This window comes from Mucilaginibacter sp. R-33 (genome assembly GCF_049949235.1).
Classification (GTDB): Bacteria; Bacteroidota; Bacteroidia; order Sphingobacteriales; family Sphingobacteriaceae; genus Mucilaginibacter.
This window is the reverse complement of the sequence record NZ_CP188089.1, coordinates 5,923,428-5,936,312: the sequence shown is the minus strand read 5'-3', so window position 1 is coordinate 5,936,312 and position 12,885 is coordinate 5,923,428. Positions and strand designations below refer to the sequence as shown.

The following is a 12,885-nucleotide window of genomic DNA, read 5'->3' as shown; positions in this document are numbered from 1 at the left end:
TGATCAATTAATATTTAACCAGACGTTGTCTGCAGGATTCACATCTGCGTCATAGGCATTTCCAAGAATAATTTTTTTTATCTTCTTTTTCGCCAGTAAAGGGATCATGACTTTATCGTTATCTTTCCATACATCGACGGTTCGCACTAATTCTTTGGTTGTTGAATCTGACATGAGAATCCGTAAGTGAATAGGCATCGGCACTCTGCCTTTGTTAATTATCCTAATTTGATAGATCGAACCATTGCGAGAAACTTTTTTTATCGCAAGATCCGGTACTGCTTTTTCGAAATGCCACTTTTTCCAATACCAGTTGAGATCAGCGCCGGCACCATGGTTCATGCAGTTGAAAAAATCGTAAGGCGTGGGATGCTTACCAGTCCAGGTTTTAATAAAGAACTGCAATGCACCGATAAATTTCTTTTCCCCCAGTGCTTCCTTCAGATAGTAGAGTGCCAGCGCGGGTTTTAGATCTTTGTCGCCATAACGCGCTTTTCCGTATAACTGAGGTGTTGGCGTCATTAACGGCATGTCTTCCGACAGGCCGGCATAATCGTTTATACTACTGATATCATAGTCCATTTTAACCTGCGGGGCAATCAGCGGGTGAAACGTAAATTCCGTCATTGTTGCCCAGCCCTCATCCATGAATGAATATTTTGTTTCATTTGTTCCAACGTAGAATGGAAATATGGAGTGAAAAACTTCGTGCGCTGTAAACTCCACAACATCCTTTTCATCCTTAAATGGCAGGTCATTTACCATCATCGGATATTCCATGGCATCCAGACCATCCACAATGCTGATATGAGGATAAGGAAAAGGGATTCCGGGAAAATGATAGCTGATCTGTTCTACCGTTTTTCGGGCGTAGTCAGCAACATGGTCATACGTATTGTGATCCGGATCATATACGGCATCTATACGTGTGCGTCGTTGTGTATGACGATCTGCTACAATACTTGTAGCCTTCCACACATATTTGTCGCTTACCGCAAAAGCAAGATCGGTCACGTTTTCTGCTTCAAAATTCCATGTATTGGCCGCGTTGTGTTTAGTAACATTTTTATTTTGTATTTCATCCCGATCAATAACGTTAATACTGCTATCGCCTTTTTCGGCTTCTTCTATTTTTTTTAAGATGGCCGGCTGATATAATTCTTTACCGTTGATAAGCGTTCCGGTGGACCAAACACAATAACTATCCGGAACAGTTATGCTTGCCTTAAAATTCCCATAATCATTGTAAAATTCTTCCTTACCTAAATAATCATATTCGTTCCAGCCATCTACATCATCGTAAACCGCAACACGGGGGAAGAAGTAAGCTATAAAATAGGAGCCCTCAGCGATCTGACCTGTTCGTACAAACGACCCTTTATTGAGCGTGTAATGATAAGCTATATCAATGCTAACCCGGTGATGTGGTGCTAAGCGTACTTTTTTGACGTACATGTTTGTACCTCTGATGCTATATTGTTTATCTGATCTTGCCTGATGATCAATTTCGATACCTGTGATACTTATACCGTCGCCGACGTCTTCGGCAGATACAGAAACATTACGCATAGCATTGCTTTTATAAAGGTTGGCATATAGCTTTAAAACCAGCCGGTTTAGGGTATCAGGACTATTGTTGTAATATTGAATATTTACTTTTCCATCAATTTCTCTCGTGTCCGGATTAAATCTGATGTCTATCTTGTAATCAGCCCTGTTTTGCCAATAGTTTTTTCCCGGTAGTCCGGTTTCACTACGCGTATTTGCAGCGAATGCCTTGGCAGAATTGCGATCAACCGGTAACTTTTGAGCGAATGAGAATAAACTATACCCGACGAATAGGAAAGTAACCTGGAAACGTAGTTTAATCATCTCCAAAAATAATTTTATTCTCATTGCTGGTGTAAACTATAATTTAAACGTTTTTATTCATCAACTTAAAACCACATTCCATTCGCTTGTCAGACTCCTGCAAATAGAAGCATCCACAGAAATCATGGCATCCTGAATGGAACATGGCTTCGGCCCCTGTTTCGAAAATAGGCAATTATCTTTTCAATAAATGGCTCCTGTGCATATGGAGGAGGACAAGGATCAACGCTCTTCTCGATCCGTTCCATGCCTGAAGTATTGTCGAAGAAGGGAACGGTTATCGTATAACTTTCGCACCTGCAATTTCAGAGATGCTTGTAGTTTCACCTTTTGTCCAATCAGGCGTTATTTCACCACCGGAAAATTACCGCCGTCAATAAAATAATTAGCTCCGCTGATATAAGATGCTTTTGGCGATGCCAGGAAGTAAATAAGCTCAGCCGTTTCTTCCGGTTCAGCCATTCTGCCCAGCGGTACCCCGCCAACGCGGTCAAAGAGCCTTTGGGTCATCTCATCAAAAGTGATACCTTCTTTGGCTGCCAGCTGGCCGAGAAAATCGGACATTGCTTCCGTTTTATTAAGCCCGGGGGAAACGGTAAGTACACGGACTCCATGCGGGCCTGCCTCATCGGCCAGCGATTTACTGTATGAATTCAGGGCCGCTTTGGCCGCACTATAGGCCATGGTCGACTCCCAGATCGGGAACTGACCGCTTGTAGAAGAGATGTGGATGATCACACCGCTCTTCTTTTCCAGCATTTTTGGCAATAAGGCCCGGTCTAACCGTACCGATGATAGCAGGTTGATCTCCAGCGCCTGGTACCAGTGCTCGTCAGCAAGCGTACTGAAGCCACCACCTGGAAAGGTGTTAGCCCCCATGTTGTTGATCAGAATATCAACCCCGCCGTACTGTTCGGTGATCTTTGCAGCGACTTTTTCTGCATCCTCACGCTTAGCCAGATCGGCGGCAATAAAATGATAGGGTTTATTATGGTCATCCGGTTCGTTACGCGCTGTAACAATAACCGTTGCTCCGGCCTGTAATAATCTCGCGGTTACCGCTTTTCCAATACCTTTGGTACCACCTGTTACCAATGCTATTTTTCCTTCGAGGTCCCTGACCATTTGCTTCTGTATTTCCATTTTTCTATTTGTATTTTGCTTTTGTTTCACAAAGAAACTAAAGCAGATGCACTATATTTGTAGGCATTGCCGCTATTACTGGTTACAAGCAGGTAACTAAAGCAAAATAGCGGTAACCTATTGGTAACTAACAAATGAGTGGTAACTAACAAATGAGAAAGATGCTGCAAAATCCCGAAAACTGCGCTGTGGTTAGAACGGTGGGTTATATCGGGAACAAATGGAAACCCATCATACTGGTGCGCCTGCTGAACGGAGGAAAGGTCCGGTTTGGTAAGCTTTGTATGCAAATGGCTGATATTTCACGAAAGATATTAAGCCAGCAACTGAAAGAACTGGAAGAGGATGGGCTGATCATCCGTCATAGTTATATGGAGAAACCGCCGCGGGTAGAATACGAATTAAGCGAACTGGGCAAAACGCTTATTCCGGTGCTGAAAGCTATGTATGACTGGGGAAATCAGATCGCACCGCCGGAACAGCGGGGGACCTGGGATCCAATAGTGAAATGATAACCCTGCTTCGATCATAGCTGTCATAGCGGCTATATTTGCCACTGCCCGGTTAGATCTTGCTTAGTCTCCGACCTGATCTTTTCACGGTGCAGCACGCCCCAGTGGATCAGCGCATAGACAACATCTTTTAAGGTTTGGCTGTAAGGTGTAAGTTCATACTCCACGATCACCGGCATCGTATCCGCCTGAACCTTCCGCTCGACGAAACCGTTCAACTCCAATTCTTTCAGTTCGGCCGAAAGCACCTTGCCGGATATCCCGGTAATGGTTCTTTGCAGGTCATTGAAACGCTTATGCCCCTGTGAAAGCGCAATGATCACACGGAGTTTCCACTTGCCGCCGATCACGTACAAGGAGTCGCCGACGGCCTGTAATTTTTCGGCACAGCCCAGGTGTTCCATCCTGAATTCATCTTCCTTGGTCATACCGGTTACTTTGAGGTAAGTAGTTACCTTTTGTAAACTACTGGCTTTTGGTAAGTAAAGGTAGGTATCTTTGACCGAAATTAAAAATTAAGCAGCTATGATCATTGCAATAGTAATTTCCATCCTGTTAGCATTCATAGCCTCCATATCATTTTTGTATTGGGGCTATGCCTCTACGCCAAAAGCGCCTCGTTTGTCTTCAAAAACATCTCGCGAAGAATTGACCGTCGGCACTGAAAAACGTACCTATTGGAAATACGTTCCCAGCGGCCTGAGCAAGGACAAAGTGCCGCTGGTCATCGTTTTACATGGCTCGGGTATCGACGGCGCTAAGATTCGGGCCTGGACCGGTTATGAATTTGACCAACTGGCGGATCGATACGGTTTTGTGGTTGCTTATCCCGATGGCTATAGACATAACTGGAACGATATCCGCAAGAACGCACCCTTCCCCGCAAAGAAGAAAAATATCGATGACGTCGGTTTTATCCTGTCGCTTATTGAAAGTTTCAGGCTGTCGCATAACATCGACCCACGGCAGGTATATATCTTCGGCTATTCCAACGGCGGCATGATGGCACTTCGGCTGGCCATATCCAACACCAGTTTACTGGCCGGCATCGCTATCGTAGGAGCCAACCTGCCAACGTCTGATAACCGGACCGACGACCTTCAGGCCCCCATGCCTCCTGTGATGATGATCCATGGTACCGCAGATCGCATCATTCCTTATAATGGCGGCAGGGTCAGATTCTTTGGCAAGGACCTCGGGAATGTCCTGAGTACTCAGGACACCGCTAAGACATTTGCTGACAGTCACTCCGGAAACAAGACGATAAAAACCGACCATTTGCCCCATTTAGATCAGGATGACCCAACAACGGTAGACCGAAAGATCTGGTTTCAGGGCGAACAAAAGGTCGTTGAACTATACACGGTACATGGGGGCGGGCATGTCGTCCCGCAAACGGTAGCCAAATTCCCGAGACTAATGGGGAAAGTAAACAAAGATATCAATGCAGCCAGTGGAGCCATCGCTTTTTGGGGATTGGATCAACCGTAATTGACAGAAGATCGGTTAAATGATTGCCTGAATTCAAGCGGCGATTAATTCGTTTCTTTTTTAAAAGTTTAATGAACTACCGCGCATGCACAAAGCCGACGGCATAAGCGATCTCGCTGATCGATAGCGTGGTTGATGAACGGATATTCCGCCCGGTGCTGTGTAAGGTTTGATTTTGTTAACTTTGCAGGATGACAGAGGAAATTCCGGGTGTGAACATGGAGGACTTGCGGCTAAAAGGTTTTCGGGTGCATGATCTGCAAGCATCGCAGGAACTCCCGCTGCGCCGCGCCAGGCGCGACTTTTACAAAATGGGCCTGATCAACGGTGACATGACCGTTCAATACGGCGGGGAATTGCTGGAGCTCAAGGGTACCGTTCTTTTCTTCGTTAATCCCAATGTGCCGCATTCGGTTGTGAGCCGCGTGAACCGGACCAGCGGGTACGCCTGCCTGTTCACCGAAGCTTTTATGAACAGCCGCGAACTGCAAGATTCGCCGTTGTTTCGCGCGGGCGATAACCCGGTGATCCCGCTTGACAGCGCACAAGAGGCTTTTATGGACAGTATCTTCCGCAAAATGCTGGCGGCCTACCAGGAAGAATACCCTTATAAAGCCAACATGATCAGGAACTGTATCTCCCTGATCCTTCATGAAGCCCTGCGTATCCAGCCGCCTAATAATGCCGTCGCATTTCAAAACGGCGCAGGGAGGATTACGCATTTGTTCCTGGACCTGCTGGAAAGACAGTTTCCGATCGAGCGGCCGAATAGGCCACTGCGCTTGCGGAACCCGCATCAATTTGCAGACCGACTGTCCCTGCACGTCAATTACCTGAACCGTGCGGTCAAATCGGTCACCGGCAAACCGACCTCGGCCCATATCGCCGCACGCATCGCTGCCGAAGCGAAAGCGCTTTTGCAGTATACTGACTGGAGCGTAGCAGACATCGCTTATGCACTGGGTTTTGAGTACCCCGCCTATTTCAATAATTATTTTAAGCGGCTGACCGGGACCACGCCGAATACCTTTCGGAAGGTTTGAAATTCATAGTTTTTGGTTTGATTATCGATTGTGTACGTGTGCCTTTACGGGCAACTTTGTGCCATGAAAATATTAATTACAGGCGCAACAGGAAAAGTCGGCAGCCGTTTAGTGCCGCGCCTCATAGCCAAAGGGCATGAGGTTACCATTTTAATACGTGATGCAGCCAAAACCCTGCCAGGAACCCGGGTAGTGGTTGGCGATCTATATGAACCCGCTACGTTGCCTGCGGCGGTCGCGGGTATGGATGCAGTGATCCATCTGGCCGCTTTGTTCCGTACTTTCACCGATAATGAAGGTATTGTAAAAACCAATCATTCGGGTACCGTCTCGTTGGCCCAGGCCGCTCTGGCTGCCGGTGTTAAGCGTTTCGTGTTTACCAGCACCGGCAATGTTTACCATGCTGGCTACGGTCATCCAGCCAAAGAGACTGATCATGTTGATATTAATGATCCAAGAGCCTATGCCGCCAGCAAGATCGCCGCTGAACAGGAACTGCTGCAACTTCATCCTGACGTAAGGATCTTACGTTTAGGCTTTGTCTACGGCGACCGCGACCCGCATATCGAAGAGATCATGCCGGTACTCAAGCAGTGGAGACGCCATCCCGGGTACCGCATGCATATGGTCCACCACCTCGATGTCGCACAGGGCTTGCTGATCCTGCTACAGCAAGACGGGCTGAACGGTGACATCTTCAATATCGCAGATGACGCGCCGATCAGCCTGTATGAATTGGCCGACTCGGTGGGAAAAGCAGCGGAAACCTTCGATGCCGAACCCGGTCCGCTCAACGATCCCTTCGAAGGCCTACTCGACAGCTCCAAACTGCGTAGCCGGACCAGCTTCCGTCCGCTGGTGCCTAGCTTTTACGTGGCGCGGGATATGGATCTGCTATAAAGAAAGTATCCCTGCTGGCGGACACTTACGGCCAACGTGTCTGCCAGTTACCAAGCCCACTTGAAGCCATGTCAATATCGTTTTAATTAACCAAATTGATGAAGAGTCTTCCCCATACACCGCTGGCTTTCAATGCCTCTCTTGTCCCAAACAGATGTTCCGGCTTATATTCGCCTGCGACGGGCAATTTACTCTCGCCATCGTCGGTCATCTGTAAATAAGCACGCGAAAAAACCGCCCGTCAGGACCATGGAAAAGCGTCAGGAGTATAAGTAGGAAAATGAGGCGGAGGCTAATCAGCTAACCTTCTCTGATGACTTGCTATCCCTCATGCTATCAAGTCCCTGTTCGATCGTTACCAATGGCCTGTAGCCGATCTCTGCTCTCGCTTTTTTGTCGCTGATAATAAATGTCATTCCCAGCGCATTGATAAGCCCTTTGTAAAGCGGTGGGTGCCCTGCAAGCCGGAAAGTTTTCCAGACAAATTCCATGACAGCCGCTACTGTTTTTGCCATGCTCAGTGAAACGGATCTTTCCGGAACGACGACACCCTGCGTAGCAACCTAATTTTTAATAAATTCTTTGAATACAAAAAGAAACTAATTCAGTTTTTGCGTTCACTTTTCTGAAAGTCAAAACAGCAGCAAGCAGGTCTTTTTCTGCAGGTGTGAATTTCACATAGTTGTCAGTATGGGCAAAAAACTGTTCCTTCATAGTTCTTTAAAGATAAAACCTAAATATAAGCTTTTTATACCAAATCAATTCTTTTACGTCAAAGCGCAGGTTTAGCTTGGTATTTGGCAAACGGGCATCCCTGCCATCCCGAAACATGATATGTTTATGCTGGTGCTTATCCTATCCTTTTATGCGATTGGCACGACCATCCCTTAATCTGTTGGATGCGGGTATTAGGAATATCACTGCCAGAACCTTATTTGGGATACGTTAAACTGTTGTAGCAAAAGCACCTGAAGCTGCCTCACTATTTAATTGGAGAAAGAAAATAACGATTCCTCAAAGGTGTATCTTGAGGCAGGCATTGAAAACCTGTCTCGCTTTTATTTGCGGTTAAAAACTGTTCGGGCCGACATCAAACGCGTGGGCAGAAGAATAGACGTACGCTAATGAAGTTGCTGCTCGATCGTTGCCTTATCGATCACCGACCAGACCTGACATATTTTATGATCACGGAATTCATAAAAGACATTTTCCGAAAAGCGGATCCTACGGCCGTTAACAGGCAACCCCATAAAGGCCCCTACGGGCGCACAGTTAAACACTAACCTGCAAGCGAGATAAGAGGAATCGGCCACAAGCAGTTCCGCCTTGAAATAAAGGTCAGGGATGTCCCGATAATTCTGTTTAAGCATGGACAGGTATCCGGTCAGACCTATTTCCTGATCATTATAATACACATATTCAGCAACAAAAATTTTCAGCTCGTCCCATGCTTGCCTGTTCAAACACTCCTGGTAATGACGATAAATGTCTGGAAGGGTATTCATAATGTATAATTAACAAACAACGTCACGGCTTGTTCCACCACATGCGTATTACTTATAAAGGGACTATCGCGGCTACGGTGAGGGAAATATGTAATAATGCTTCTTGACTTACCGGTAGGTTTGCGTTATCAATGCGGATACCACCCGTTTAAGCCCATCCGACCTGTCCGCCCACCGCTGCGAGAAAGTCGATCTGGGCAACAAAAGTGCGAGCCTAACTGAAGCCCACAGTAATTTAGCGATTATCTTAGTGGTCTTCCTATTAAATAGGCGGGTAGGCGGCACCGGAAGCCTCCGGATTGAGCCTTCTGCAATGGCATGGTATTTATTTTGTTACTCATCTTGTTTGATCTACAAAGTCAAGAAAACAAGGGTTTGATATCAACTTTTATTCGGGTTATGGAACGTTTCAAAACTACCTAAGAACACCCAAAGGTACACAACTTTGAACCTGCGAGAAATTCAACAGGTCAACATTTAATGCTTTCTGAACTGACGTCATTTGACAGGCGTACAGTACTAAGTCAATTAACAATATACGGGTTAAGTTTAAAAGCAAGCAGATCTGGTCACTGTTATGAAGCTTTCCACCCAGGCAATCCTTTAAAATAAAAGTAGATAAAATAATTTCTAAACATTTAGGGGATACCCTACCTGGCTTCCGACATAACATATGAACAAGAGTAACCTATTATCATGTCAGTATATATTGCCATTGAAATCGTTCGTAAATACCTGGCGGGCACCTCCTCGCCCGAAGAGACAGAAACTGTGTTTAGATGGTTTGCTTCTCTCCAATCCTTTCCGGATAATTTAGCTGGACAAGCAATTATCCAGGACATTTTGTTTCATTTTTTAGGGGTTATGAATTTAAAACCAAACATGCCGCCAGAAACGGAAATTAACTCGCCGATGATCCAGGCTGCATCATCGGATGCAGAAAACGGCTGCTTTCGCTATACCAGCGGGCTGGTCCCTGAACATCCCGTTATGACAGGTCATTTGTTATTTGCCTAAAAGCTGGTCCGCATATTGGAACAGCAAGTGCTTGACGAAGCATACCCTTTTATCTTTGAAGTTGACGATTTGTATTTTGGCAGCTTTGCATTGAAGTTTAACGGGCCTCTTTCGGAAAGTCAGCTGTAAAATATCAGCTCATAGCTACTTATCTAGCTGCCATCACCTCGTCCATTGCCTTTATAAAAGTTGTTACTTCAATTTCATTTCTGTGTTGGCTCAAATATTTAAGTAGTTGCCGATGGGCATCGGCAGGGGTAACCAGATAATCACCACCTACGCCATGAAACATAAAAACACCAAGGCCCCTACTTTGCTGTACTTTCTTCACAAAATCTATCAGGGCAGCACCAGTTACCTGATTACCTGGTACGCCCCAAGAGGGTACTTTTAACGGGTCGAGCTTCTTAAAATCAGTGATCACCGCATCCGGGCCCCCACCTATACGGGCGTATTTTGCAAGCCCTGCTTTGCGTAGGGTATCTACATAGTCCACGCCGCCAACCTCAAGTTCAGTACACGGGTAGGCATAGCTGCGGCCACCCGTTTTGCCGTCGAGAGCGAAAAGCAGGGTGTTCATTTCTTTTATTTCGCGCACCATGATATATGGTGTATAATTTGCAGAATTGTCGGCCGGATTGGCTTTTACGTTTAGCAGGCACGGATGATATAAGGTATGGTTAGCCAATTCGTAACCTTTTTTGCCCGCCTGACGCCAGCGCGGTAATGAAGTTTCAGTCATATTGCCTGTTAAAAAGAATGTAGCAGTAAGATTTGCCGAATCAAGCTGGGGAATAGCTACGTTTAATTGCGAAGTTAAACCATCGTCATATGTAAGCACAATAATAGCTTTTTTGCGCTTAGCTTGCTGTGCATTGGCAGTAATAGATATTATGATTAATAAAAAGAAAATAGTTTTTTTCATAAAAGCCACTTGTTTGATACTAATATCGAGATTTAATATATGCTCGGAAGAGCAGGCACTTATGGCGCCCGGTACAACCGGCAAGGGGGCTTCCTTACCGGTTGACATTGGCGCACTAATATTTGTAGCCCTTTCTTTTGAACAACCACTGGTTGCTAAAACCATTTCCAAGTTGCACGATGGTTAATTCATTCTCGTTTAGTTTAGCAATGTTATATACCGTACTGTTTCCACTTCCTTCACTGATATCAGCACCGGTAATTTTAAGCGTTTTATTCAGCGTATCCAGCGTAAAAACACCTTTAGTCTGCCCTTTACTTGTGACTTTTACATAATTAGCATTTCCGTTAATATTAAATGTCATCTCATCAGTCAAATCGGCTCCCAAACCAGATGCCGGAACCTGCCACCATTGCGGAACAACCGCATCCTGAGGGCCGTTTCCACGAACCCAACCTGTAGGATTATCAGCAGCCCATACCCAAGTTTTGCCGTCTGTTCCATTCGTAAGTAAATTCCACAAAGGACTTTTAAAATAATTAACATCATTTTTTGAAACTTTGACTTTTACAGAATCCGCCGTTGGCCCGCCTTTTGAATAGGCTATAAATTTAATGTAAAAATCTCCTGCAAAAGGCAAAATAGTTGTGTCTTGCTGCTTGTTAGAGTTTCCATTCCCAAAATCCCAGAATGGAATAATACCAGGGGTACTGTTTTTTACTATAATCATGTTGTCATACCCCGCTTCCTGGGTAACAGAAAACTTCAAGTCTGATTTTGCAATGGGTAATCCAAGACTTGCTCTGTTTTCTTTCGGACTACAGGCGGACATCAAATAGGAAGCCCATATTAATAACCCTATGTTCTTTAAAATCTTCATTTTTTTTTCTATTGGTGATATCAAGTGGATTAATAACCTGGGTTTTGTTTCAGACTCCCTGCTGATAGACTGATCTGAGTTTGCGGTATTTCTAACAAACCTTTTGTTTCGGGGCGAAATGTAACGTTGAAATCGGTACCCATGCCAGTGTTATCAATAGTTTGTTTTGCGATTGTCATCCCTTGTCGCAATAGATCCCAGTAACGTTGTCCTTCCAGGGCAAGTTCAAAACGACGTTCATCCATGATCAGTTGAAGGCCCGCGGCATCAGCAGTTAAATTTTTATGATGATTAGCATCCTGAAAAGCACGGTCCCGAACTTTGTTGTAATAGCTCTGAGCAACAGAAAGATTAGACGATAAATTCAATTCTGCTCCCATCAAAAGCACGTCGGCAAAACGTATGGCTACGTAATTGTCATAGTTGTCAATCTGGAAATCACCACCCATATCCTCTGGTTTTCCTGCGTTCAGGGGAGTATATTTCTTGTAAAAATAACCTGTGTATTGAGATTGGTCACCCAATACGTATTGACTGGTTAGGTTTTCGCCTGAAATGGAAATAATTGAATTGGCCCTGCGTGGGTCATCAGCGGCAAAAGCATTCCACAATTTGGGATTTACGGTTGCGAATCCCCAACCTTTATAATAAGGTAAAAGTACCTGGCTCCTGATTCCAAGCAAAACCTGCATTCTGTTACCATTTTGCTGACTATAATCTTTTAAACCTAAATAAGTGTATTGGATATTAAAAACACCCTCCACATTGTTTTGGCCGGCAAAATCGGTTCCTCCGGATGCTCTCCATAGGTTCGCATATTTGGGAACCAAAGCATGGCCACTATTATTAATTACGTCATCTATTAGCTTAATGGCATCTGATTTAGTTACCTGCCCAACAAGATCTGTTTTAGCATAATAACCGGTGTAATATAAAAACACGCGCCCCAAAAGTGACTCGGCGGCCCATTTGGTAGCACGGCCGTATTCCGCGGCTGGAATGGAGCTATAAGGAGTAGCGGCTAAATCTGTTGAGGCTGACTTCAAGTCGGTGGCAATTAATTTATAAACATCATCTGGATTCGCCTGCGGCTGACTATATTTACCTGGTTCAACCGGAGCTGTGAGTAAAATTACATTGCCAAACATGCGCACCAAATCGAAGTAAAAATAAGCGCGTAAAAAATGAGCTTCCGCGATATACCTCGTTTTTAAAGCGGTATTGGCACCAAAATCGACCTTGTCGATATTTTGTAACAGTACATTAACCCGATATATGCCGGTATAATATTTTGTCCAGGCATCTATATTATGATCAGTTAGTGATTCAAAACGGTCCCATTGCCGCACATTGGCATCTCCAATCCCGCCACCGCCAAAACAATCATCAGACGCAATCTCACTGGTAAGGGCAATGTTACCAAAGCCATTCCAGTTAAGCACGCTGTATGCTGCTACAAGTCCCTGAAAAGCATCACCTGGAGTTTTATAAAAATCGCTGATCCCTTTTTGATTAATCGGAGTGGTATCTAATAAACCTTTTTTACATGAGCTAACCGACAGTAAAAGAACTACTATATATATTATTTTTTTCATGG

At 44.9% G+C, this 12,885-nt stretch carries 14 protein-coding genes; 5 read left to right on the top strand and 9 right to left on the bottom strand.

Going from position 1 to position 12,885, the window contains the following annotated elements; all coding sequences use genetic code 11:
- Positions 1-3: 3 nt before the first annotated feature.
- Positions 4-1,896, bottom strand: a complete 1,893-nt coding sequence (locus tag ACP26M_RS24725) for a M1 family metallopeptidase (RefSeq protein ID WP_426584137.1) — start codon at positions 1,894-1,896, stop codon at positions 4-6.
- 321 nt (positions 1,897-2,217) lie between these two features.
- Positions 2,218-3,015 (bottom strand): SDR family oxidoreductase, encoded by a 798-nt coding sequence (locus ACP26M_RS24720; RefSeq protein ID WP_426584135.1) that lies wholly within the window; start codon positions 3,013-3,015, stop codon positions 2,218-2,220.
- A gap of 152 nt (positions 3,016-3,167) precedes the next feature.
- On the opposite strand from ACP26M_RS24720, the gene ACP26M_RS24715 reads away from it, so the two are divergent.
- The gene (locus ACP26M_RS24715) at positions 3,168-3,527 is read left to right on the top strand and encodes a winged helix-turn-helix transcriptional regulator (protein WP_426584133.1); all 360 of its coding nucleotides are present in this window, start codon (positions 3,168-3,170) and stop codon (positions 3,525-3,527) included.
- A gap of 32 nt (positions 3,528-3,559) precedes the next feature.
- Here the strand turns inward: ACP26M_RS24715 and ACP26M_RS24710 are convergent, their stop codons facing one another.
- On the bottom strand, positions 3,560-3,955 hold the full coding sequence (locus ACP26M_RS24710; RefSeq protein ID WP_426584131.1) for a winged helix-turn-helix transcriptional regulator: 396 nt from the start codon (positions 3,953-3,955) through the stop codon (positions 3,560-3,562).
- 97 nt (positions 3,956-4,052) lie between these two features.
- Between ACP26M_RS24710 and ACP26M_RS24705 the strand changes: the two genes are divergently transcribed.
- The 3 genes from ACP26M_RS24705 (at position 4,053) to ACP26M_RS24695 (ending at position 6,961) form a co-directional block, all read left to right on the top strand.
- Positions 4,053-5,018: an alpha/beta hydrolase family esterase gene (locus tag ACP26M_RS24705; protein ID WP_426584129.1), complete on the top strand. Its 966-nt coding sequence runs from the start codon at positions 4,053-4,055 to the stop codon at positions 5,016-5,018.
- A 191-nt stretch (positions 5,019-5,209) separates the two neighbouring features.
- Positions 5,210-6,061 (top strand): helix-turn-helix domain-containing protein, encoded by an 852-nt coding sequence (locus ACP26M_RS24700; RefSeq protein WP_426584127.1) that lies wholly within the window; start codon positions 5,210-5,212, stop codon positions 6,059-6,061.
- A 63-nt stretch (positions 6,062-6,124) separates the two neighbouring features.
- Positions 6,125-6,961, top strand: a complete 837-nt coding sequence (locus tag ACP26M_RS24695; RefSeq protein ID WP_426584125.1) for an NAD-dependent epimerase/dehydratase family protein — start codon at positions 6,125-6,127, stop codon at positions 6,959-6,961.
- Positions 6,962-7,257: 296 nt separating this feature from the next.
- Here the strand turns inward: ACP26M_RS24695 and ACP26M_RS24690 are convergent, their stop codons facing one another.
- The 3 genes from ACP26M_RS24690 to ACP26M_RS24680 all read right to left on the bottom strand — a co-directional run bounded on the left by ACP26M_RS24690 (position 7,258) and on the right by ACP26M_RS24680 (position 8,466).
- Positions 7,258-7,476, bottom strand: a complete 219-nt coding sequence (locus ACP26M_RS24690; protein ID WP_426584123.1) for a hypothetical protein — start codon at positions 7,474-7,476, stop codon at positions 7,258-7,260.
- Between the two features lie 55 nt (positions 7,477-7,531).
- Positions 7,532-7,675 carry a hypothetical protein gene (locus ACP26M_RS24685; RefSeq protein WP_426584121.1) on the bottom strand — a complete coding sequence of 48 codons (144 nt, stop codon included), beginning with the start codon at positions 7,673-7,675 and terminating at the stop codon, positions 7,532-7,534.
- Between the two features lie 407 nt (positions 7,676-8,082).
- Positions 8,083-8,466 carry an ester cyclase gene (locus ACP26M_RS24680; protein ID WP_426584119.1) on the bottom strand — a complete coding sequence of 128 codons (384 nt, stop codon included), beginning with the start codon at positions 8,464-8,466 and terminating at the stop codon, positions 8,083-8,085.
- A 696-nt stretch (positions 8,467-9,162) separates the two neighbouring features.
- Between ACP26M_RS24680 and ACP26M_RS24675 the strand changes: the two genes are divergently transcribed.
- Positions 9,163-9,483, top strand: coding sequence for a hypothetical protein (locus ACP26M_RS24675; protein WP_426584117.1), 321 nt, complete (start codon positions 9,163-9,165; stop codon positions 9,481-9,483).
- Positions 9,484-9,631: 148 nt separating this feature from the next.
- On the opposite strand, the gene ACP26M_RS24670 is transcribed toward ACP26M_RS24675, so the two are convergent.
- From ACP26M_RS24670 to ACP26M_RS24660, 3 genes are all read right to left on the bottom strand, one after another.
- Complete coding sequence (locus ACP26M_RS24670; RefSeq protein WP_426584115.1) at positions 9,632-10,408, bottom strand: polysaccharide deacetylase family protein; 777 nt, start codon at positions 10,406-10,408, stop codon at positions 9,632-9,634.
- Positions 10,409-10,523: 115 nt separating this feature from the next.
- Entirely contained in the window at positions 10,524-11,288 is a 765-nt protein-coding gene (locus ACP26M_RS24665; RefSeq protein ID WP_426584113.1) for a hypothetical protein, read from the bottom strand.
- A 29-nt stretch (positions 11,289-11,317) separates the two neighbouring features.
- Entirely contained in the window at positions 11,318-12,883 is a 1,566-nt protein-coding gene (locus ACP26M_RS24660; RefSeq protein WP_426584111.1) for a RagB/SusD family nutrient uptake outer membrane protein, read from the bottom strand.
- Between the last annotated feature and the right edge of the window lie 2 nt (positions 12,884-12,885).

Excerpts from the sequence above, each read along its gene's own strand:
- ACP26M_RS24725 (WP_426584137.1), bottom strand. The coding sequence starts at position 1,896 with ATGAGAATAAAATTATTTTTGGAGATGATTAAACTACGTTTCCAGGTT.
- ACP26M_RS24720 (WP_426584135.1), bottom strand. The coding sequence starts at position 3,015 with ATGGAAATACAGAAGCAAATGGTCAGGGACCTCGAAGGAAAAATAGCA.
- ACP26M_RS24715 (WP_426584133.1), top strand. The coding sequence starts at position 3,168 with ATGAGAAAGATGCTGCAAAATCCCGAAAACTGCGCTGTGGTTAGAACG.
- ACP26M_RS24710 (WP_426584131.1), bottom strand. The coding sequence starts at position 3,955 with ATGACCAAGGAAGATGAATTCAGGATGGAACACCTGGGCTGTGCCGAA.
- ACP26M_RS24705 (WP_426584129.1), top strand. The coding sequence starts at position 4,053 with ATGATCATTGCAATAGTAATTTCCATCCTGTTAGCATTCATAGCCTCC.
- ACP26M_RS24700 (WP_426584127.1), top strand. The coding sequence starts at position 5,210 with ATGACAGAGGAAATTCCGGGTGTGAACATGGAGGACTTGCGGCTAAAA.
- ACP26M_RS24695 (WP_426584125.1), top strand. The coding sequence starts at position 6,125 with ATGAAAATATTAATTACAGGCGCAACAGGAAAAGTCGGCAGCCGTTTA.
- ACP26M_RS24690 (WP_426584123.1), bottom strand. The coding sequence starts at position 7,476 with ATGGCAAAAACAGTAGCGGCTGTCATGGAATTTGTCTGGAAAACTTTC.
- ACP26M_RS24685 (WP_426584121.1), bottom strand. The coding sequence starts at position 7,675 with ATGAAGGAACAGTTTTTTGCCCATACTGACAACTATGTGAAATTCACA.
- ACP26M_RS24680 (WP_426584119.1), bottom strand. The coding sequence starts at position 8,466 with ATGAATACCCTTCCAGACATTTATCGTCATTACCAGGAGTGTTTGAAC.
- ACP26M_RS24675 (WP_426584117.1), top strand. The coding sequence starts at position 9,163 with ATGTCAGTATATATTGCCATTGAAATCGTTCGTAAATACCTGGCGGGC.
- ACP26M_RS24670 (WP_426584115.1), bottom strand. The coding sequence starts at position 10,408 with ATGAAAAAAACTATTTTCTTTTTATTAATCATAATATCTATTACTGCC.
- ACP26M_RS24665 (WP_426584113.1), bottom strand. The coding sequence starts at position 11,288 with ATGAAGATTTTAAAGAACATAGGGTTATTAATATGGGCTTCCTATTTG.
- ACP26M_RS24660 (WP_426584111.1), bottom strand. The coding sequence starts at position 12,883 with ATGAAAAAAATAATATATATAGTAGTTCTTTTACTGTCGGTTAGCTCA.